This is a genomic window from Rhizobium sp. CBN3, from assembly GCF_030518245.1.
Lineage (GTDB): Bacteria > Pseudomonadota > Alphaproteobacteria > Rhizobiales > Rhizobiaceae > Rhizobium > Rhizobium aethiopicum_A.
Window position 1 is genome coordinate 158,286 of the sequence record NZ_JAULSE010000003.1, and the last position, 20,115, is coordinate 178,400.

Annotated in this window: 20 protein-coding genes; 11 read left to right on the plus strand and 9 right to left on the minus strand. The window is 61.7% G+C overall.

Annotated elements, in window-relative coordinates:
• Positions 1 to 2: 2 nt before the first annotated feature.
• The 3 genes from QWJ46_RS06095 to QWJ46_RS06105 all read right to left on the minus strand — a co-directional run bounded on the left by QWJ46_RS06095 (position 3) and on the right by QWJ46_RS06105 (position 4,103).
• Positions 3 to 2,207, minus strand: a complete 2,205-nt coding sequence (locus QWJ46_RS06095) for an RNA degradosome polyphosphate kinase (RefSeq protein WP_302749820.1) — start codon at positions 2,205 to 2,207, stop codon at positions 3 to 5.
• A gap of 65 nt (positions 2,208 to 2,272) precedes the next feature.
• A complete protein-coding gene (gene hdaA, locus QWJ46_RS06100) occupies positions 2,273 to 2,986 on the minus strand; it encodes a DnaA regulatory inactivator HdaA (protein WP_184453131.1) in 714 nt (237 codons plus the stop codon).
• Positions 2,979 to 4,103 carry an AI-2E family transporter gene (locus tag QWJ46_RS06105; RefSeq protein ID WP_302750265.1) on the minus strand — a complete coding sequence of 375 codons (1,125 nt, stop codon included), beginning with the start codon at positions 4,101 to 4,103 and terminating at the stop codon, positions 2,979 to 2,981. Before QWJ46_RS06105 ends, hdaA begins: the two co-directional genes overlap by 8 nt.
• Before the next feature lie 243 nt (positions 4,104 to 4,346).
• Between QWJ46_RS06105 and purM the strand changes: the two genes are divergently transcribed.
• Together purM and purN are read left to right on the plus strand one after the other, a co-directional pair.
• The gene (purM, locus tag QWJ46_RS06110; protein WP_302749821.1) at positions 4,347 to 5,420 is read left to right on the plus strand and encodes a phosphoribosylformylglycinamidine cyclo-ligase; all 1,074 of its coding nucleotides are present in this window, start codon (positions 4,347 to 4,349) and stop codon (positions 5,418 to 5,420) included.
• Positions 5,417 to 6,088 (plus strand): phosphoribosylglycinamide formyltransferase, encoded by a 672-nt coding sequence (purN, locus tag QWJ46_RS06115; RefSeq protein ID WP_302749822.1) that lies wholly within the window; start codon positions 5,417 to 5,419, stop codon positions 6,086 to 6,088. Before purM ends, purN begins: the two co-directional genes overlap by 4 nt.
• A gap of 271 nt (positions 6,089 to 6,359) precedes the next feature.
• On the opposite strand, the gene QWJ46_RS06120 is transcribed toward purN, so the two are convergent.
• The 3 genes from QWJ46_RS06120 to QWJ46_RS06130 all read right to left on the minus strand — a co-directional run bounded on the left by QWJ46_RS06120 (position 6,360) and on the right by QWJ46_RS06130 (position 10,457).
• Positions 6,360 to 7,529 (minus strand): alpha-D-ribose 1-methylphosphonate 5-triphosphate diphosphatase, encoded by a 1,170-nt coding sequence (locus QWJ46_RS06120; RefSeq protein ID WP_302749824.1) that lies wholly within the window; start codon positions 7,527 to 7,529, stop codon positions 6,360 to 6,362.
• 136 nt (positions 7,530 to 7,665) lie between these two features.
• The gene (locus tag QWJ46_RS06125; RefSeq protein WP_302749826.1) at positions 7,666 to 8,256 is read right to left on the minus strand and encodes an NUDIX domain-containing protein; all 591 of its coding nucleotides are present in this window, start codon (positions 8,254 to 8,256) and stop codon (positions 7,666 to 7,668) included.
• Positions 8,253 to 10,457 carry a molybdopterin-dependent oxidoreductase gene (locus QWJ46_RS06130; RefSeq protein WP_302749827.1) on the minus strand — a complete coding sequence of 735 codons (2,205 nt, stop codon included), beginning with the start codon at positions 10,455 to 10,457 and terminating at the stop codon, positions 8,253 to 8,255. Before QWJ46_RS06130 ends, QWJ46_RS06125 begins: the two co-directional genes overlap by 4 nt.
• A 16-nt stretch (positions 10,458 to 10,473) precedes the next feature.
• Here QWJ46_RS06130 and QWJ46_RS06135 point away from each other — a divergent pair, with 16 nt between their 5' ends.
• A complete protein-coding gene (locus tag QWJ46_RS06135; RefSeq protein WP_302749829.1) occupies positions 10,474 to 11,343 on the plus strand; it encodes a 23S rRNA (adenine(2030)-N(6))-methyltransferase RlmJ in 870 nt (289 codons plus the stop codon).
• Between the two features lie 60 nt (positions 11,344 to 11,403).
• Positions 11,404 to 12,000 carry a glutathione S-transferase gene (locus QWJ46_RS06140; protein WP_302749830.1) on the plus strand — a complete coding sequence of 199 codons (597 nt, stop codon included), beginning with the start codon at positions 11,404 to 11,406 and terminating at the stop codon, positions 11,998 to 12,000.
• Between the two features lie 87 nt (positions 12,001 to 12,087).
• Here QWJ46_RS06140 and QWJ46_RS06145 read toward each other — a convergent pair whose 3' ends face one another.
• Entirely contained in the window at positions 12,088 to 12,723 is a 636-nt protein-coding gene (locus QWJ46_RS06145) for an outer membrane protein (RefSeq protein ID WP_184453147.1), read from the minus strand.
• Between the two features lie 364 nt (positions 12,724 to 13,087).
• Between QWJ46_RS06145 and QWJ46_RS06150 the strand changes: the two genes are divergently transcribed.
• From QWJ46_RS06150 to QWJ46_RS06170, 5 genes are all read left to right on the plus strand, one after another.
• Positions 13,088 to 13,855 carry an SDR family oxidoreductase gene (locus QWJ46_RS06150; protein WP_302749831.1) on the plus strand — a complete coding sequence of 256 codons (768 nt, stop codon included), beginning with the start codon at positions 13,088 to 13,090 and terminating at the stop codon, positions 13,853 to 13,855.
• Positions 13,852 to 15,891 (plus strand): excinuclease ABC subunit UvrC, encoded by a 2,040-nt coding sequence (gene uvrC, locus QWJ46_RS06155; RefSeq protein ID WP_302749833.1) that lies wholly within the window; start codon positions 13,852 to 13,854, stop codon positions 15,889 to 15,891. Before QWJ46_RS06150 ends, uvrC begins: the two co-directional genes overlap by 4 nt.
• Before the next feature lie 158 nt (positions 15,892 to 16,049).
• Complete coding sequence (pgsA, locus tag QWJ46_RS06160) at positions 16,050 to 16,640, plus strand: CDP-diacylglycerol--glycerol-3-phosphate 3-phosphatidyltransferase (RefSeq protein ID WP_011424811.1); 591 nt, start codon at positions 16,050 to 16,052, stop codon at positions 16,638 to 16,640.
• Positions 16,637 to 16,891 (plus strand): molybdopterin converting factor subunit 1, encoded by a 255-nt coding sequence (gene moaD / locus QWJ46_RS06165; protein WP_221147298.1) that lies wholly within the window; start codon positions 16,637 to 16,639, stop codon positions 16,889 to 16,891. Before pgsA ends, moaD begins: the two co-directional genes overlap by 4 nt.
• Positions 16,892 to 17,075: 184 nt before the next feature.
• Positions 17,076 to 17,537 (plus strand): molybdenum cofactor biosynthesis protein MoaE, encoded by a 462-nt coding sequence (locus tag QWJ46_RS06170; RefSeq protein ID WP_302749838.1) that lies wholly within the window; start codon positions 17,076 to 17,078, stop codon positions 17,535 to 17,537.
• Here the strand turns inward: QWJ46_RS06170 and QWJ46_RS06175 are convergent, their stop codons facing one another.
• The gene (locus QWJ46_RS06175; RefSeq protein WP_302749839.1) at positions 17,538 to 18,434 is read right to left on the minus strand and encodes a branched-chain amino acid ABC transporter permease; all 897 of its coding nucleotides are present in this window, start codon (positions 18,432 to 18,434) and stop codon (positions 17,538 to 17,540) included.
• A gap of 64 nt (positions 18,435 to 18,498) precedes the next feature.
• Here QWJ46_RS06175 and QWJ46_RS06180 point away from each other — a divergent pair, with 64 nt between their 5' ends.
• Positions 18,499 to 19,044, plus strand: coding sequence for a CGNR zinc finger domain-containing protein (locus QWJ46_RS06180; RefSeq protein WP_302749841.1), 546 nt, complete (start codon positions 18,499 to 18,501; stop codon positions 19,042 to 19,044).
• Positions 19,041 to 19,544, plus strand: coding sequence for a hypothetical protein (locus QWJ46_RS06185; RefSeq protein WP_302749842.1), 504 nt, complete (start codon positions 19,041 to 19,043; stop codon positions 19,542 to 19,544). Before QWJ46_RS06180 ends, QWJ46_RS06185 begins: the two co-directional genes overlap by 4 nt.
• A 72-nt stretch (positions 19,545 to 19,616) precedes the next feature.
• Here QWJ46_RS06185 and ndk read toward each other — a convergent pair whose 3' ends face one another.
• Complete coding sequence (gene ndk, locus QWJ46_RS06190; protein WP_004680549.1) at positions 19,617 to 20,039, minus strand: nucleoside-diphosphate kinase; 423 nt, start codon at positions 20,037 to 20,039, stop codon at positions 19,617 to 19,619.
• Between the last annotated feature and the right edge of the window lie 76 nt (positions 20,040 to 20,115).

The window sequence follows — 20,115 nt, forward strand, 5'->3', positions numbered from 1 at the left end:
TTTTACTTGTTGTTGCGGCCTTCGAGCAGGCCGGCGATCAGTTTCGGCGCGCTTGATTTCAGAGCTTCACCACGGCCTGACAGGCTCGGATTGGTCATGAAATACTGCTGCGCATTGAACGGCTCCTCGCCCCTGCGCACTTCCATGCGCCGCGACGTACCGTCGGGCAATATCTCGTAGCTTTGTTGATTGTCAATCACGTTGCCGAGCATAATCTGTGACAAGACCTGCTCATGAACAGTCGGATTCGTCAGCGGAACCATGGTCTCGACGCGGCGGTCGAGATTTCGCGGCATCATGTCGGCCGAGCCGATGTAGACCAGCGCCTTGTCGGAAGGCAGGCCATAGCCGTTGCCGAAGCAGAAGATGCGGCTGTGCTCGAGGAAGCGGCCGACGATCGATTTGACTCGGATCTTCTCCGAGAGACCGGGCACCTGCGGACGCAGGCAGCAGATGCCGCGCACGACGAGATCGATTTCGACGCCGGCATGGCTGGCGCGATAGAGCGCATCGATGATGTCGGGGTCGACTAGCGAGTTCATCTTCATCCAGATCGCCGCCGGCGCGCCGTTCCTGGCATGCTGAATCTCTTCCTCGATGTGACGCAGGATACGCGAGCGCAACGTATAAGGCGAGACGGCGAGCTGCATGCCCTCTTCAGGTTCGCCGTAGCCGGTGATGAAGTTGAAGATATTAGCCATGTCATGGGCGATGACGGAATTGCAGGTGAAATAGGAGAGATCCGTATAGATCTTGGCGGTGATCGGATGGTAGTTACCGGTTCCCAAGTGACAATAGGTTCTGAGCTTGCCTTCCTCGCGGCGGACGATCATCGACATCTTGGCGTGGGTCTTGAGCTCGATGAAACCGAATACGACCTGCACGCCGGCGCGTTCGAGATCGCGCGCCCAGCGGATATTCGCCTCTTCGTCGAAGCGAGCCTTAAGCTCCACCAGTGCTGTCACCGACTTACCGGCTTCAGCGGCGTCGACCAGAGCGCGGACGATCGGGCTGTCGTTCGAGGTGCGGTAAAGCGTCTGCTTTATCGCCAGAACGTCAGGATCGCGCGCAGCCTGGAGAAGGAACTGGACCACCACGTCGAAGGATTCATACGGGTGGTGGACGACCATGTCCTTCTCACGGATGGCGGCGAAGCAGTCGCCGGCATGTTCGCGGACGCGCTCGGGAAATCGCGCATTGTAGGGCTGAAACCGGAGATCGTCGCGCGGCGCCTTGGTGATCTCCGACAGAGTGTTCAGCGCCAGCAGCCCCGGCAGAACGGCGACGCGATTGTCGGGGATGCTCAGTGCCTGCACGACGAACTGACGCAGCGAGGCCGGCATTTCGGAATCGGTCTCGATGCGGATGACCTTGCCGCGGCGGCGCCGCTTCAGTGCCGTTTCGAAAAAGCGCACGAGATCCTCGGCCTCTTCCTCGACTTCGATATCACTGTCGCGGATGACGCGGAACGTACCGGAACCCTGCACCTCATAGCCCGGATAGAGACGGTGGATGAAGATGTTGGCGACGTCTTCCAGCGTGATGTAGCGGATTGTGTTCCCGTCATCAGTTAGGCGGACGAAGCGGTCGAGCGCTGGCGGCAGGCGCAGCAGCGCCGTCATCGGCTCGCGGCCGTTCTTGCTGACGAGCTGCAGCCCGATCGAAAAACCGAGATTGGGAATGAAGGGGAACGGATGGGCCGGATCGATGGATAGCGGCGTCAACACCGGGAAGATCGCCTGTTCGAATTCGGCCGCCAGCCACTGCCGGTCTGCATCACTCAGGGCGCCCGGGCGCACGATCAGAATGTCTTCCTTGGCGAGATACTGCTGCAGCACGGCGAGCGAAGCCTGCTGCTCCATCTGCAGATGGTCGATCTCCTGCAGGATCGAATCGAGCTGTTCGGCCGGTGTCTTGCCGTCGGGGCTGCGGATGGCGATGTTCTGGCGCACCTGGCCCTCGAGGCCGGCGACGCGCACCATGAAGAACTCGTCGAGGTTGGCTGCCGAAATCGACAGGAAGCGGACGCGCTCGAGCAGCGGATGTTCGGTATTCAGCGTCTCTTCCAGGACACGGCGGTTGAACTGCAGCCAGGAGAATTCGCGGTTGATGAAGCGCTCGGGGCTTGCCAGCAACTCTTCCAGCCGGGGCACGTTGTCGTTGGTTTCCGGAGTGAGTTCCTGATGTTCTGCGACTGCGCTGTCCATGGTCCGCTTACCCCGTTTTCAATCGCGACGGCAATTATATCAGTTTCACGACGGATCTGTGACAGTCAATCGGCCGGTTCCGAATTTCCCAATTCATTCAATACTTCGGCAGCAAGAGCTCGGGTGATTTTCGTGCCCCGCGACAGGGCCAGCCGGTCGAGCCTTTCGACGATCGTCTGGGCCGCATTCAGCGACCGCTCCATCCGGTTGACGATATAGAGCACGAGTTTGTCATCTATATAAAGCTGCCGGTCGGCGAAGAGCTTGACGATCACCTGCGACAACAGGGCTTCATCCGGCTCGCCGATCTCGACGACGGTGGCAGCCTTGAGGCGAGAGCGCAGATCCGGCAGCAGAACCGGCCACGACATCGGCCAGAGACGGCTTGTCATCAACAGGCTGGTGCCGTTTTCGCGCACGCTGTTGATGACGTGGAAAAGCGTGTTGTCGTCGAAGCCGAGGCGATCGGCATCCTCGAACAGGACAGGGCCGTTCGCCGCCGTGACCGCGGCATTGGAGCCGGCCTTGGGGTGAATGATCTCCGCTCCGCTGTGTTCTTTCCAGATGCCGGCCAGGTGCGATTTTCCCGAGCCGACGGGGCCGGCAAGGATAACGACCGGCGACGGCCAGTTCGGCCATGCATCGACGATCGAGACGGCGGCGGCGAGACGCTCCGAGATCAGGAGATCGTCGCGGCCGGTTGCAACGTCATGTGAAAAGGCCAAGGGAAGCTGTTCTCCGGCCTTGCGCTTCGGATCAGCGTTCTTCACGTCATTCATTGGGTACTGATTTCGTCTTCTGAGCGCGGCCGCCTGATGACCCGCCAAAATAAAGATCGCTCTGAAGGTAACGCGAAAGCGCGAAGCGGACAAGGACGCCGACGGCGGCGGCAGCCGGCACGGCGACCAGAAGACCGACGAAGCCGAAGAGCGCGCCAAAAGCAAACAGCGCAAACATCAGCCAGACCGGATGCAGGCCGACGCTGGAGCCGACGAGCTTCGGCTGCAGGATGTTGCCTTCCAGAAACTGGCCGCTGAAGAAGACCACGAGCACCAGGCCGATCCAGGGATAATCCGGCCAGAACTGCACGATCGCCACGCCGACGGCGAGAACGAGGCCGACCAGCGAGCCGACATAGGGAATGAAGCTGATCATACCGGCGAAGAGGCCGATCAAGAGGCCGAAATTCAATCCGACGAGGGAAAGGCCGGCGGCATAATAGATGCCGAGGATGAGGCAGAGCGAGCCCTGACCGCGGATGAAACCGGCGATCGCCTGATCGATCTCGCTGGCGATCTGGCGGACATCATTCACGTAATCGCGCGGAATCCATTGATCGACCTTGGCGACCATGCGGTCCCAATCGAGCAGGATATAGAAAGCCACGACGGGGGTGACGACGAGCAGCGAGATGACGTCGACGATCGCCTTGCCGGAATTCCAGATCTGCGCGAAGAGCCCCGTCAGAAAGCCCATGCCCTCGGAGAGGATGCCGGAGAAATTGTCCTTGATCGTGCCGACTTGGCTCCTGATCCACTGCGGCAGCAGCGAATGCTGCGACTGGGCGATGAATTTCTGCAGCTGGCTGATATAACTCGGCAGGCGCTCGGCGAAATCGTTGAACTGGCTGATCAGCACGGGAATGAGGATCATCAGCGCCAGCGCAAAGACGATGACAAAGGCGATCAGAATGCCGACCGTCGCCATCATGCGGCTAAGCCCCAGACGCTCCAGCCGGTCGGCGACGGGATCGAGGAAATAGGCGATCGCCATGCCGGCAATGAACGGCAAGAGGATCGAGCTGAAGACATAGAGAAAGGCGATGAAGAAGACGAGCACGGCCAGCCAGAAGAAGATCTGGCGCTTCAGACTGTTGCCGCTGACATGCTGTGGCATTGCTTCCCCGTTTCGCTCGCCGCCGCCGAACGCCGCCTCTTGTCCGACGCGGCCATTCAGCACATAGGATGCAGGCGCAAAGATGGTCAACCCTGTCACGCCAAATCCCGGAAAGGCCGGTTAAAGACACGGGAAATTGGGGGCTTTTCCCATGCAGCGCTTGCATAAACGCCCCTGTCATGCAATTGCGACCGGCAGATGACGCGGCGCGTCCGCCGCCTGAAATAGCCATCGGAGACCAGCATGAGCCAGTCTGGGAAAAACGGTCTGACCTACAGCGATGCGGGCGTCGACATCGATGCCGGCAACCTCCTCGTCGAGAAGATCAAGCCAGCGGTGCGCTCGACGCGCCGTCCGGGCGCCGATGGCGAGATCGGCGGCTTCGGCGGGCTCTTCGATCTCAAGGCGGCGGGCTTTACCGATCCGGTCCTCGTCGCCGCCAATGACGGCGTTGGCACCAAGCTGAAGATCGCGATCGACGCGGATTACCACGACACCGTCGGCATCGACCTCGTCGCCATGTGCGTCAACGACCTCGTGGTCCAAGGCGCCGAGCCGCTGTTCTTTCTCGATTACTTCGCGACCGGCAAACTCGATCCCGACCAGGGCGCTGCGATCGTCGGCGGTATTGCCGCCGGCTGCCGCGAGGCAGGCTGCGCGCTGATCGGCGGCGAAACGGCCGAGATGCCCGGCATGTATTCCTCCGGCGACTACGATCTCGCCGGTTTTGCGGTCGGTGCGGCCGAACGCGGCAAGCTGCTGCCCTCGGGCGATATCGCCGAAGGCGACGTGATCCTCGGCCTCGCCTCCTCCGGCGTCCATTCCAACGGCTTTTCGCTGGTGCGCAAGATCGTCGAACTCTCCGGCCTCGGCTGGGATGCTCCGGCGCCGTTCGCCCAAGGCAGGAAGCTCGGCGAAGCGCTGCTCGAGCCGACCCGCATCTATGTGAAGCCGCTTCTGAAGGCGATCCGCGAGACCGGCGCGCTGAAGGCGCTCGCCCATATCACCGGCGGCGGCTTCCCGGAAAACATTCCGCGCGTGCTGCCGAAACATCTGGCCGCCGAGATCGATCTTGACGCCGTCAAGGTACCGCCGGTCTTCTCATGGCTCGCCAAATCCGGCGGCGTCGAGGCGAAAGAAATGCTGCGCACCTTCAACTGCGGCATCGGCATGATCGCCGTCGTCGCTGGAGAGAATGTCGCGGCGGTATCGAAGGTGCTGGAAGCCGAAGGCGAAAAGGTCGTCACCCTCGGCCGCATGATTGCTCGCGACGAGGGCGCTCCCGGCACGGTCTATAGGGGCACGCTTGCCCTATGAACACGCCGCGCAAACGCGTCGTCGTCTTCATATCGGGTGGCGGCTCCAACATGATGGCGCTGGTTGCGGCGGCCAAGGCCGCCGACTATCCGGCCGAGATCGTCGGTGTGATCTCGGACAAGGCGGATGCCGGCGGCCTTGCCAAGGCGGCGGCCGAAGGCATCGCCACCTTCGCCTTCCCCCGCAGGGACTATGCGAGCAAGGAAGCGCACGAGGCGGCGATCTTTTCCGCGCTCGACACGCTTTCGCCCGACATCCTGTGTCTCGCCGGATACATGCGGCTGCTGACGGCGACCTTCATCCAGCGGTATGAAGGCCGGATGCTCAACATCCACCCTTCCCTGCTGCCGCTGTTTCCAGGCCTGCACACGCATCAGCGCGCCATCGACGCGGGCATGCGCATCGCCGGCTGCACCGTGCATTTCGTCACCGAGGGCATGGACGAAGGGCCGACGATCGGCCAGGCCGCCGTGCCCATTCTCTCCGGCGACACGGCCGAAAGCCTCGCCGCGCGGGTGCTGACTGTCGAACACCAGATCTATCCCCAGGCCCTGCGGCTCTTTGCCGAAGGCCGCGTGACGATGGACGGCGGCAAGGCGGTGGCTGCTGAGGTTTCCGCCGTCGCCCCTAAGACGCAATTGATTTCGCTGATCGGCGACTGCGCTTAGATTGTAGATAAGGTCAGCCAACGTCGTTATTCTAGAGCTTGTGCCAATGTCACGGTTCGATGGCTGCCCATATTTAACTGCCGCCACTCCTGTTTGCGACGAATGACATGCCGCAACGTCTCGATTCCCTCTTCTCCCCTTGGCGAGAAGAGAACATGCCGTGGCCCTTCCGTTCCTTCTGATCTCACTGGGCGGCTCGCCCATATGGGGCAGCCATCTCCCATTGTTTATGCTGCCCTCATCTCCAAACCGCAGTCTTGGGCGACATACACTAAGCCGCCAGCGCCCGCAGCGGATGCAGCGTGCCGTCGCTGTAGACGAAGCGGCCGGCGCGGAAGGTGGCGCGGATGCGGTTGATGTCGCCCGGCTCGACGACGACCAGATCGGCGCGCTGGCCGAGGGCGATCTCGCCGCGGTCCGACAAGCCGGCGGAGCGGGCGGCGTTAGCGGTCGCCATGGCGACGGCGGCCGGCAGGCCGCCTTCCACCATGTCGGCGAGCTTGAAGATGCCCGGCACGAAGGCGGCGGGATGATAATCGGCGGCGATGATGCTGAGCAGCCCGGCCCTTGCAGCGTCGAGGGCGCTGAGATTGCCTGACATCGACTGGCCGCGCAGGGCGTTCGGGGCGCCCATCAGCGTCCAGAGGCCGCGGCGGCGCGCCTCTTCGGCCGCAGGAGCCGTGACCGGAAACTCGCTGATGGTGACGCCGAGGTCATGCATCTCGGCGACCTTCTCGACGCTGTCGTCGTCATGCGAAGCGAGCGACAGCTTGTGCTTCAGCGACAGGGCGACGATTTCCTTCAGCCTGGCCTCGATCTCGGGATTGTTGCGCATGGCGATGCGCTTGGCGACGATCTCCGCCGCCATGTCCTCTGAAATGGCGCGGCGCTCGGAAATGCTGAGGATGTAGGTTTGCAGATTGTTGTACTGGCCCTGGCCCGGCGTGTGGTCGGTCAGCGAAACCATGTCGATCTGATCGGCATTCAGCAGGCGCTCGAGTGCGGGAGCGGCGCCGACATTGGTGATTTCGTAACGGGCATGCACGCGGTGGTCGATCAGGAGGTCATCACGCAGCCGGTTGATGCCTTCGATCACCGCCGACGTGGTCTCCAGCGAGCGGACGTGGCCATAGACGCTTTCGGTGGCGAAAGAGACCGCGGCAAAGGCTGTCGTCACACCGGCGGCGGCCAGCTTCTTGTCGAGTTCGTGGATGCCGAAATCGATCGGCATGGTCGCGTTCGGCCGCGGCGCGATCTCGCGCTCGATCATATCGCCGTGCAGGTCGACGAAGCCCGGCATCAGCAGCCGGCCGCCGCCGTCGATCGCAGCCCCGGCAACCGGCTCCGGCCGGATCTCGGCGATGGCGCCGTCCTCAACACGCACCGAACCTTCGCTCACCATCTCGTCTGGGAGAACGAGGGTGAAATTGCTGAGCCACATGGGCTTTCTCCTGACCGCATTTGATGATCGACAAACCGCAGCGGATAGAACCGCTTCGTGACAAACGTATGAATTTTCGAGCGCCGGCAGTTTAATACCGGAGCCGACATGGGTGATCGAACGATCCCCCGACCCGCTATCTGATCCTATCCCGGTTCAACGCAGCCCATTGCAAAAGCATGATCGTCTTGGCGTCGAAAATCTCGCCGGTCTCGATCATCCCAGCGGCTTCGTCGAGCGGGATTTCCATGACCTCGATATCCTCATGCTCCTCGTCCAGGCCGCCGCCTTCAGCGACGCGGTCGGCGGTGTCGATCAGGGCTGCGAAGAAGTGGACGACTTCGCTGATGGCACCCGGCGACATGTAGCATTTGAAGAGGAAGCGCGCCTCGCGCAGGCGATAGCCGGTCTCCTCCATCGCCTCGCGGCGGATCGCGGCCTCTGGATGATCGTTGTCGAGAAGGCCGGCCGGCACTTCGATCACCCAGGCGGGATCGCCGTTCAGATGCACAGCAAGACGGAACTGGCGGACAAGGACGACGAGATCGCGTTTCGGATCATAAAGCAGAATGCAGGCGGCCGGCGTGCGGTGGTAGACCTCCCGCTTCAACCGCTGGGTCGCGCCGTTACGGTCGATATAGTCGAGCAGATAGCTGCTCAATCGCGTCCACCCATTCGATAGTATTTCCTCGCCGACGATTTTCACCCGTGATTTCGGCTGCGTCATTCAGCACCCCCGCGAAGCCAGACCTTGTTGTCGTGCACGGCCGCTCCGCCATAGGGCGCGACCGGGTCGGCGCCCGTCAGGACGTTGATGCCCTCGCCGTCGACATGCGCCTTGTTCGGCCAGAGCCCCTCGGCAATCAGTACGCCCGGCTTCACCTCGGTGGTGATGCGGGCGTGGATGCGCAGCTCGCCGCGGCTGTTGCCGATACGGACGAGATCGCCATGGGCGATGCCGTTGGATTCGGCATCGACAGGATTGATCATCACCTCGGGACGGCCTTCTTTCTGGCGAGACGTCTTGGTCTCCGAAAAGCTCGAATTCAGGAAGTTGCGCGCCGGCGACGTGGCGAGACGGAAGGGATGCTCTGGATCGACAACTTCGATAACATCGACCTGATCGGGGAAAGCCGGCAGTTCGGCATGCGGCCCGAGCGCGCCGATGGCGGCCGGCGGTTTGTTCGGCGCCGGCTGATTGATCCAGTCGGGGCGAAAATGGAACCTGCCATCGGGATGGGCAAAGCCATTCAGGAAATGGGCGTCCTCGAAGGCCGGCTGGCGATCGAACCATTTGTGTTCGAGGAAATGGTCGTAGTCCGGCAGGTCGCTCGATCGGAGGATGCGGTCGATCATCTCGCGGGCGGTAAAGCCGAAGCCGGGACGATCGGCGACGCCGAGGCGTTTTGCCAGTTCCTCGATGACGAAGAGATTGGTGCGCACGGTCGGCGGCGGCTCGACCAGCTTCGGTCCCAGCAGGATGTGGTTCTGGCCGCCGGCGCGGTAGATATCGTCGTGCTCAACGAACATGGTCGCAGGAATGACGATATCGGCGATGTCGGCGGTTTCGGTCATGAACTGCTCGTGGACGGCGACGAAGAGATCGTCGCGGCCAAAGCCGCGCCTCACGAGACGCTGCTCGGGAGCGATGTTGGCGGGATTGGTGTTCTGGATCAGCATCGCCGTCACCGGACCACGATGGCGCAGCGCCACCGGATCTCCGGTCAGCACCCGGCCGATCTGCGACTGGTCGAGCATGCGGATATCGCCGTCCTTCATCGACCGGCCGGTCAGTTCCGCATTATTCATGCGGAAGATATCGCTGTTCGAATGGAAGGCGCCGCCGCCCTCATATTGCCAGGAGCCGAGAACGGTGGCGACCGACGCGGCCGCATGCATGGCGACCGCGCCGTTGCGCTGGCGGGTGAAACCGTAGCCCAAGCGGAAGAAGGTCTTCTTCGTCGTGCCGACGAGGCGGGCAAAGGCTTCGATCTCCTCGACCGACAGACCGGTGATGGCAGCGGCCCATTGCGGCGTCTTCGTCCTCAGATGCGCTTCGAGACCCTGGGGATCGTCGGCATATCTCGCCATGTAGTCACGATCGGCATAGCCATCCCGGAAGGCGATGTGCATGGTGGCGCAGGCGAGCGCAGCATCGGTGCCAGGCTTGACGATCAACGCCATGTCGGCCTGCTTCATCGTCGGATTGTCATAAATGTCGATGACGACAATCTTGGCGCCACGCTCTTTGCGTGATTTGACGGCGTGGGTCATGACGTTGACCTGGGTCGAGACCGCATTGGTGCCCCAGATGACGACGCAATCGGTGCGGCCCATCTCGCGCGGATCAGGCCCACGGAGCGTGCCGGTTGCCATGGTAAAGCCGGTCCAGGCCGGATTGGTGCAGATCGACGAGAAGAAGCCGGAATAGCGCTTGGCGTGGCGCAGCCGATCGATCGAATCGCGCTGCACCCACCCCATGGTGCCGGCATAAAAATAGGGCCAGATGGCCTCGCTGCCGTCCCTTGCCTCGGCCTTCACGAAGGCTTCGGCGATTTCGTCAAGCGCATCGTCCCAGGAAATCTGCTGCCACTGCCCTGCCCCCTTGGCGCCGGCGCGGCGCAGGGGGTGCATCAGGCGGTCGGGATGGTAGAGCCGCTCGGCATACCGGGCGACCTTGGCGCAGATGACGCCCGAGGTGTAGGAATGGTCGCCGGCGCCGCGCACGCGGCCGATGCGGCCGTCCTCCGATATCTCAACCTCCAGCGCGCAGGTGGAGGGACAGTCGTGCGGACAGGCCGTGTGGCCGATCTTGCTGTCCAGCTTCGGGGATTTGGCGTCGATGGGGGTCGCAATGTTCATGGCATTTGTATATGCCAAGGCCTGCATGGCCAAAAGCCAGAAAAACTCCCCATGACGTGAATTCATACGGACATCAGCGAAAATGAACTACCGCCATATCTACCATGCGGGCAATTTTGCCGATGTGCTGAAACATGCCGTGCTGGCCAGGCTGATCCGCTACATGCAGAAAAAGGAGGGCGCCTTCCGCGTGCTCGACACGCATGCGGGCATCGGCCTCTATGACCTCTCCTCCGAGGAAGCGCAGAAAACCGGCGAGTGGCAGGCTGGCATCGGCAAATTGATGGAGGCCGACCTCGGGCCTCAGGTCGCCGAGCTGCTGGAGCCCTACCTCTCGGCGATCCGCGAACTCAATCCCGAGGGCGGCATTCGTTTCTATCCCGGATCGCCGAAACTTGCGCGCATGCTGTTCCGGCCGCAGGACCGGCTGTCGGCGATGGAGCTGCATCCCGAGGATTACGCCCGCCTGCACCGGCTGTTCGAGGGCGATCACCATGCCCGCATCACCGAACTCGACGGCTGGCTGGCGCTCGGTGCGCATCTGCCGCCGAAAGAGAAGCGCGGCATCGTGCTCGTCGATCCGCCTTTCGAGGAAGAGGACGAGTATGAACGCCTGGCCAAGGGACTGGAAAAGGCTTATCGCCGCTTTCCCGGCGGCACCTATTGCCTTTGGTACCCGCTGAAGAAGGGCGCGCCGATCAAGGAATTCCACGAGGCTCTGCAGGCGCTCGACATCCCGAAGATGCTTTGCGCCGAACTCAGCGTGCGCAGCGACCGCGGCATGACCGGATTGACCGGTTCCGGCCTCGTCGTCGTCAATCCGCCCTTCACATTAAAGGATGAGTTGCACCAGATGCTTCCGGCGCTGAAGGACCATCTCGCCCAGGACCGCTTCGCCTCGCATCGCGCCTTCTGGCTACGCGGCGAAAACAAGACGGTCAAGGACGATTGACCGGCCAATCCGCATCGGGGATAGTCCGTCCCACAGCCCCATAGTCTCATCAGGTATCCCATGAAGCTCCTCTGTTCACCCGCCTCGCCCTATTCCAGCAAGGTGCGGATGGCCGCGCATTTTCTGGGAATCGAGTTGAACGCCATCCGGGTCGATACCAATGCCGGGCCGGCGATCCTGGTGGACAACAATCCACTCGGCAAAATTCCGACGCTTCTGACGGAGGAAGGGGCTTCGATCTTCGACAGCGTGGCGATCATGCATTATTTCGACCGGCTGACAAAGGGTGGCCTCTACCCGTCCAAAGATGGCAAACGCACGGATGCGGAGATTCTCGAAGCGCTCTGCGACGGCATCTGCGACTGCCTGCTCACGATCGTCTACGAGCGCCGCTTCCGTGACGAGGAGAAGGTTCACCAGCCCTGGATCGACCGGCAATGGAAGAAGGTGACGGCCGGACTCGCTCATCTCAGCGCCAAGCCGCCGAAACTCGGCAAGAAGCTCAATGGCGGACATTTTGCGCTGGCCGCCACGCTCGACTATCTCGACCTGCGCTTCAAGGACCAGTGGGAAGCCGATCACGCGCCGCTTGTCGACTGGCTGGCGCAGTTCGAAAAGAAATTCCCTGCTCATCGTGAGCTCAAAGCCAGCGCCTGATCCGGAGCTGAAACGGAGCGCCGGACAGCGGACAGAAAAAAGCCGGGCGATGAGCCCGGCTTCTGCATATTGGGATGTTCAATCGGCTTAGAATTTGACGCCGATGCCGAGCTTGACGCTGTTCTCGTCGTAACCGCGCGAGAAGCTGCCGGAGTCGAGGTCGTAGTCCTTGCTCTGGTAGTCGGTGTAGCGATATTCCAGGCGCGTCGTGATGTTGTTGGTCACGAAGGCTTCGACACCGGCGCCGACCGTATAGCCGTAGTTCGTCTTGCTTTCGTCCGAGGTGCCGTCCGAAACCTTGACGTTGCCGAGGGCAAGACCAGCCGTACCGTAGAGCAGGAAGGGGTTCATGTCGTAGCCGACGCGGCCGCGAACGGAGCCGTTCCAGCCATACTTGTTCTTGACGCCGCCCGAGGAGACGTCATCGCCGCTGTAGCCGAGATCGGATTCAACGCCGTAAACGATCTGGCCTGCTTGCCAGTTGTAACCGGTGAAGACCTGGCCGCCGAAACCGTAGGTGTGGCGATCGGAACCGAAGTCACCCATGTTGTAGGTGCCGGCGCCGCCGAGGTAGAAGCCTTCCCAGTTGCCGGCCGGCTTGACCGGGGCTTCCTGGGCAACCGGTGCTTCCGGAACCTGGTCGACGGCATCAGCCGCCTGAGCTGCCGAAACGCCCGCGATTGCAAAAGCAGAGGCCATGAGGCCAGCAATGAGTACACGCATACTTTTCTCCTTTCAGTCCCGCGCCGCTTTCATCTGTTTATCAGCGAAGCATTGGCGGGGAAATTGCCAGATGTCCCTTCCGGATCGAGACTGAAATTGGAACTGAAATGCGGATTTGAAAGAGCCAAATTGTGATATCATTGTGGCTGCCGCATGGCGGAAATTCGATGTTGCTTGCGAGCAACATAGGTTTCATTAACCCTACCGAATGGTTAAACTTAAAATGCTCATTTTAAGAAATCCCATTATTAAATAATACATAGAATATCCCGGCCATAGATGCAACCGTAGCCGCCTATTTATATAATCTCCGCCCGTCCTTATATAGGTTGCACACAGACTCGCGGGATCAGAAGGCAAGATTTTGAACCACAAAAGACTTCGCTCAGCCCTGATAACAGGGGCGGCCAAGAGAATAGGCCGGGCAATCGCCGAAGACCTTGCTGCAAATGGCTTTTCCGTCGCGATCCACGCCAATAGCTCCCTCGGCGAAGCCGAAGAGCTGGCGGCGGAATTGCGGCGAAAGGGACAAAGAGCGGTCGCGTTGCAGGCCGACCTTACGGACATCGGCGAAACGGCTGAGCTGGTCGCGAAGGCGTCGGAAGTGCTCGGGCCGCTCGATCTGCTCGTCAACAATGCGTCTGTTTTCCAGCATGATTCCGCGCGCAGCTTTAACGCCGCCACATGGGCGTTGCACTTCGATCTGCACGTACGTGCGCCCTCGATCCTCGCTGCGACCTTTGCGCAGCAGCTGTCTGCCGAGGCGGCGGGACTCATTGTCAACATTATCGACCAGCGGGTCTGGGCACTGAGACCCAGCTTCTATTCCTACACGCTCTCCAAGTCCGCGCTGTGGACGGCGACGCAGACGCTTGCCCAGGCTTTGGCGCCACGCATCCGCGTCAATGCGATCGGCCCCGGCCCGTCGATGCCGAGCGAGCGGCAGGCAATGGAGGACTTCCAAGCGCAGGTCTCAGCCCTTATCCTGCAGCGAGGGCCGGCACTGGAAGAATTCGGACGAACGATTCGCTTCCTTTACGACACGCCCTCGATCACCGGCCAGATGATTGCCCTCGACGGCGGCCAGCACCTTGCCTGGCAGACGCCCGATGTGGCGGAGATAAAGGAATGAACGGACGAAAGCTGCCGGATGGCGGCGTTCTCTACGACGATACGGATGAGAGCGAAGACGATATCGAGGTGGAAGGCGAGGTTTCCGTCACCCCTCTTGCGGCCGCGGTCGACTGGAATGCGGGCAGCCTCAACGAGACCGGGCTTGTCGGCGCCGAACTGATCGGCGAATTCGTCAAGCGGCTGCCGAACAGCCCTGGCGTCTACCGCATGTTCAACGCCGAGGGCGACGTGCTTTACGTCGGCAAGGCGCGCAGCCTGAAGAAGCGCGTCGGCAACTACGCCGTCGGCCGCGTGCATTCCAACCGCATCGCCCAGATGGTGCGGCAGACGGCGAATATGGAATTCGTGACGACGCGCACGGAAACCGAAGCGCTGCTGCTGGAAGCGAATCTGATCAAGCGCTTGCGGCCGCGCTTTAACGTGCTGCTGCGCGACGACAAGTCGTTTCCCTATATCCTCATTACCGGGGATCACCGGGCGCCTGCCATTTTCAAGCACCGCGGCGCCAGGGCGCGAAAGGGCGACTATTTCGGGCCTTTCGCTTCGGCCGGCGCAGTCGGGCGTACGATCAATTCGCTGCAGCGCGCCTTTCTCATCCGCACCTGCACCGACAGCGTTTTCGAAACGCGCACGCGGCCGTGCCTGCTCTACCAGATCAAGCGCTGTTCCGGGCCTTGCACGCGCGAGATCAGCGACGAGGGCTATGCCGAGCTGGTGCAGGAGGCGAAAGATTTCCTGTCCGGCAAGAGCCAGAAGGTGAAGTCGCATATGGCGGAAGCCATGAACCAGGCGGCCGAGGACCTCGATTTCGAACGGGCAGCGATCTATCGCGACCGCCTGGCAGCACTCTCGCATGTGCAGAGCCATCAGGGCATCAACCCGGCCGGCGTCGATGAGGCTGACGTTTTCGCCATCCACCACGAAGGCGGCGTCTCCTGCATCCAGGTGTTCTTCTTCCGCACCGGCCAGAATTGGGGCAACCGCGCCTATTTTCCGAAGGCCGACCCGCAACTATCCAGCGCCGAAGTTCTGAATGCCTTTCTCGCGCAATTCTACGACGACAAGCCGGTACCGAAACAGATCATGCTGTCGGAGACGGTCGAGGAACTGGAACTGCTTGCTGCGGCCCTCAGCGAAAAGGCCGGACACAAGGTTTCCATCCTCGTGCCGCAGCGCGGCGAGAAGCGCGATCTCGTCGAGCATGTGGTCGGCAATGCGCGCGAAGCGCATGGGCGAAAGCTTGCCGAGACGGCGTCGCAGTCGCGGCTGCTCGAAGGCTTCAAGGAAACCTTCGGGCTCGCCTATGCGCCGCAACGCATCGAAATCTACGACAACTCGCATATCATGGGCACCAATGCCGTCGGCGGCATGGTGGTGGCGGGGCCGGAAGGCTTCGTGAAGAACCAATACCGCAAGTTCAACATCAAATCGACCGACATCACTCCCGGCGACGACTTCGGAATGATGAAGGAGGTGATGACGCGGCGCTTCTCGCGGCTGATCAAGGAGGAAGGCATTCCCGATCGGACGGCGCCGGCAGCCGCTGCCGACGCCGCCGATATGCCCTTCCCCGCCTGGCCCGATGTGATCCTCATCGACGGCGGCCAGGGGCAGATGACGGCGGTGCGCGCCATCCTGGCCGAGCTCGGCATCACCGACAGCGTGACGGCGATCGGCGTCGCCAAGGGTGTCGACCGCGACGCCGGACGCGAGCGCTTCTTTGCGCCGGGACGCGAGAGCTTCACATTGCCGCCGCGCGATCCGGTTCTCTATTTCATCCAGCGCATGCGCGACGAAGCCCATCGTTTCGCGATCGGCTCGCACCGGGTGCGGCGCAAGAAGGAGATGGTCAAGAACCCGCTCGACGAGATCGGCGGCATCGGCCCGTCACGCAAACGCGCACTGCTCCAGCATTTCGGCACGGCGAAGGCGGTTTCCCGCGCCGCCCTGTCCGACCTAATGGCGGTGGAAGGTATTTCGGAAGCCGTGGCCAAGCAGGTCTACAACCATTTCCACGACGACGCCGCGAAATAAGCGGCGGCCGTCGCAAATTCCACGCAATGGCGGTGAAAAGACAGAAAGAATGTTGACGGTCCCCGGGCAAAGCCGTCATCTACATCGACCCGAAAATCGAAATCGGTTTTCGTAAAGACGCGGCGCTGCAGCGGCGCATCAATTCAGAGAAACGATCCATGGCATCGCGTGCGTACAGCCTTCCCAACCTTTTGACTTACGGCCGCATCCTCGCCGTGCCGCTGATCGTTCTTTGCTTCTTCGTCGAGGGCAGACTGTCGATCAGCAATACGGCGCGCTGGGTGGCGCTGTGGATCTTCATCATCGCCTCGATCACCGATTTTCTCGACGGCTATCTCGCGCGGATTTGGAACCAGACGTCGAATATCGGCCGGATGCTCGATCCGATCGCCGACAAGCTGCTGGTCGCCTCGATCCTCCTCCTGGTCGCAGCCGACCAGACCATCGCCGGCTGGTCCATTTGGGCGGCAATCATCATTCTCTGCCGTGAGATCCTGGTTTCCGGCCTGCGAGAATATCTGGCGGCGCTGAAGGTCAGCGTGCCGGTAACACGGATTGCCAAGTGGAAGACGACGCTGCAGCTCGTCGCCATCGCCTTCCTGCTCGCCGGCCCGGCCGGCGACGAGATTTTCCCCTACACGACCCAGACCGGCATCGCGCTCTTGTGGATCGCAGCACTGCTGACCATCTATACCGGCTACGACTATTTCCGTGCCGGGCTGAAACATATCGTGGATGACGAGGAATGACGCGGCTTGTCTATTTCGCCTGGGTGCGCGAACGCATCGGCAAGGGCGACGAGGAGATCGACCTCCCCTCCTCCGTCGTCACCGTCGCCGATCTTCTGAATCATTTGAAGACGCTGGGCGAGGAATATGAAGCCGCACTTCAATATCCCGAGGTCATTCGTGTGGCGCTGGATATGGAACATGTCGAGCATGACGAGCCGATTGGCGCCGCACGCGAGATCGGGATCTTTCCGCCGATGACGGGGGGATGAGGATGGATGCGGCATATTCCCCCTTCTCCCCTCGGGGAGAAGGTGCCCGAAGGGCGGATGAGGGGGCCACCGCCGCAGATATTGCTCTTCGCTTGCGCTCAGTGCGTTCGCGGCGTTTGCCGCTCACCCCCCTCATCTGTCCTTCGGACATCTTCTCCCCGCTGGGGAGAAGGCGGAGGTCGCGGTGACCATCACCTCCACCATCCGCGTCCAACGCGAGGACTTCGACCTGCAAGCCGAAGTCGATCTGCTCTCCAAGGACAAAGCCGGGATCGGCGCCGTTGTGACCTTCTCCGGCCTCTGCCGCGATGAAGGCGGGAGGCTGGCGGCTCTCGAACTCGAGCATTATCCCGGCATGGCTGAAGCCGAGATGAGCCGCATCGGCAAGCTCGCCGTCGAGCGCTTCGCCCTTCTTGGTCTGACTGCCATCCACCGCTACGGCAAGATCGCCGTGGGCGAGAATATCGTGCTCGTCGTTGCGGCCGCGCCGCACCGGCAGGCAGCGTTCGACGGCGCCAATTTCGTCATGGATTTCCTGAAGACCGCCGCCCCCTTCTGGAAGAAAGAACATGCTTCGGACGGCACGGCGAGCGACTGGGTGGCGGCGAAAGATGCCGACGATGCGGCGCGCGACAAGTGGAAATGATCAGAGAACCACTCGCTCCCTGCGGCTCATAACCAGCAGCAGGACGAGCAGTGAGAAGATGACGAGATCGCGCCAGACGAAAGGCCCGTAGGCGCCCCACAGGGTTTCGACGACGGCAAGCCCGGCGGCGCCGGCAGCCGAGCGCAGCGGATCGGAATAGCCGCCCACGGCTGCGATCAGCAGCACCTTGAGCCCGAACATCAGGCCCGCGCCGAAATCCATCGATCCGTAATAGAAGGTCGCGAGGATGCCGCAGAGGGTGGCGACGAGCGCGGCTGCCGCATAGGCGATAAGGAAGACAACGCTGGCGCTGGTGCCGCAGAGCTCGGCGGCCAGCGGATCGTCGGTGACGGCGCGCCAGAGGCGGCCCCAGGCCGTGCGCCTGAGGATCAGCGCACCGACCGCGACGATGACTGACATCAGCGCCGTGTCGATCAGTTGGATATAGGTGAGCGTCACCTTGAATGAACCGTCGTTCCAGAAGACGACGACATCGTTCAGGAACGGCGGCAGCCAGATGGCGCGCGTATCGGCGGCGAGTCTGGCGGTCTCCATCAGCACGATCATAATGCCGAGGGCGGCGACAATGACCGTATTCGGCGATTTGCTGGCGAGCGGTAGCATGATCGAGCGGCCGATCCAGATGCCCGCTGCCAGCGAATAGACAAGCGCAGCGCAGGCGCCGATGGCAAGGGCGGCCGGCAGCACCAGCCAGAACCTAATATAGGCGAGTTCGGTAAAAAGCAGCAGGATCTGGCCTGAGAACGCGAAGATCGCCCCATAGGTGATATCGGCCCGCTTGGTCACGCCGAAAGCAACGGCATAACCGAAGGCAAGCGCGGCATAGAGGGCGGCAAGCGGCACCGCATTCGCCAACTGCTGCAGAAGATAGGCCATTCCGAGGACTCCGCGTCAGCAAATTATAACTAGTAAAACCTATTTCGCCAGTTATAATTTCGCCATGAGCTTTTCCTGGACCCCTCACCGTTTCGCCGGCGGCGCACTGGCGCTCGATGTCGCCAACAGCGTCGTGCTGCGCGACGACCCAAAGCGGCGGATCGACCGCTTCGCGAGCCGCGAGCAGATGCGGAACTTCCCGCGCGCCGCCGCCGAATTCTGCGCCGAACGCGCCCTGTTCGGCGAGATCGCGCCGCTGGCAGCACAAGACGAGGCGGATTTCTTCGCGCTGAGGGAAGCGATCGACCTCTATTTCCGCAAGCGTATACTGGACGGCAGCGACAACCGATTGCTGGCCGGGCTACTGGAAGCGGTGGCCAAGATCTTGCGTGGAGCCAGTCCCGGCAATCTGGCCGCGGCGACCGCCCATTCGGTGCTCAGGTTGATCGCCATGCCGGATCCCGAGCGCATGAAGATCTGCGGCAATTGCGGCTGGCTGTTCATCGACCGCAGCAAGAACAAGAGCCGGGCCTGGTGCGACATGGCTGTCTGCGGCAACCGCGCCAAAGCGAACCGTCACTATCGCCGCAAGAAGGAGGAGACGCCATGAGAAAACATCTGATCGTAGCGGCGGTTGCCACGGGGCTTCTGCTTTCCGCCTGCCAGCGTCAGGCCGAAAACCTCGTCGAAGTCACCGGCCACCTCTTCGTCTTCAACTACCGGGTGGCGAGCGCCACCTATCTGCTGACGTTGAAGAAGACAGGCCCGATCCCTGATGGCTCGGTCATCATCGCCGAATTTGAAAACCCTGTGGGCGGCGCCCCGCTGATATTGAACCAGAAAATCTACCCGATTGACGACAAGATCGCGCTGCAGAGCGAAAACCTGCACTGCGTGCGCAAGGATCGATCCTATAAGGTAAATGTCCGGCTGGTCGACAGGGACGGCAAGGTTCTGCAGGAGTTGACGACGCAGTTCCGCTCCGACCTCGACCAGACGGTGCTGCCGAGTAAACCGCTCGTCGTCGGCGCGCTTTATGACAAGAACCCGGAAGTCTTCAAGCCTGACGGCAGCGTCGATTTCTCGAACACTGACAAGTGCCCATCATAGAAAAAACCGGAGCGAAGCCCCGGCTTTCGAGAGTCACTTCAAGGCATTGCGAGGCAATGCCGAAGCGCGGCCTCAGCCGACGATTTCGGTGTCGGAGAACCAGTACTTGATTTCCTGGGCAGCCGTTTCTGGAGCGTCGGAGCCGTGCACGGAGTTTTCGCCGATCGACAGCGCATGCACCTTGCGGATCGTGCCTTCGTCAGCGTTTGCCGGGTTGGTCGCGCCCATGATTTCGCGGTTCTTGAGGATCGCGCCTTCGCCTTCCAGAACCTGGACGACGGTCGGGCCGGAGGTCATGCCTTCGACGAGTTCGCCGAAGAAGGGGCGATCCTTGTGAACGGCGTAGAAGCCTTCGGCTTCGCGGCGGCTCATCCACACGCGCTTAGAGGCGACGACGCGCAGGCCGGCATCTTCGAGCATCTTGGTGATGGCGCCCGTCAGGTTGCGCTTGGTTGCATCAGGCTTGATCATCGAGAAGGTGCGTTCAATCGCCATAGTCAAATCCTCTGTTTTCTCGGGAAAAGTGGGCGGTCTTTACCCGCCCCAACGCCCGAAAACAAGGGGTCGGCGG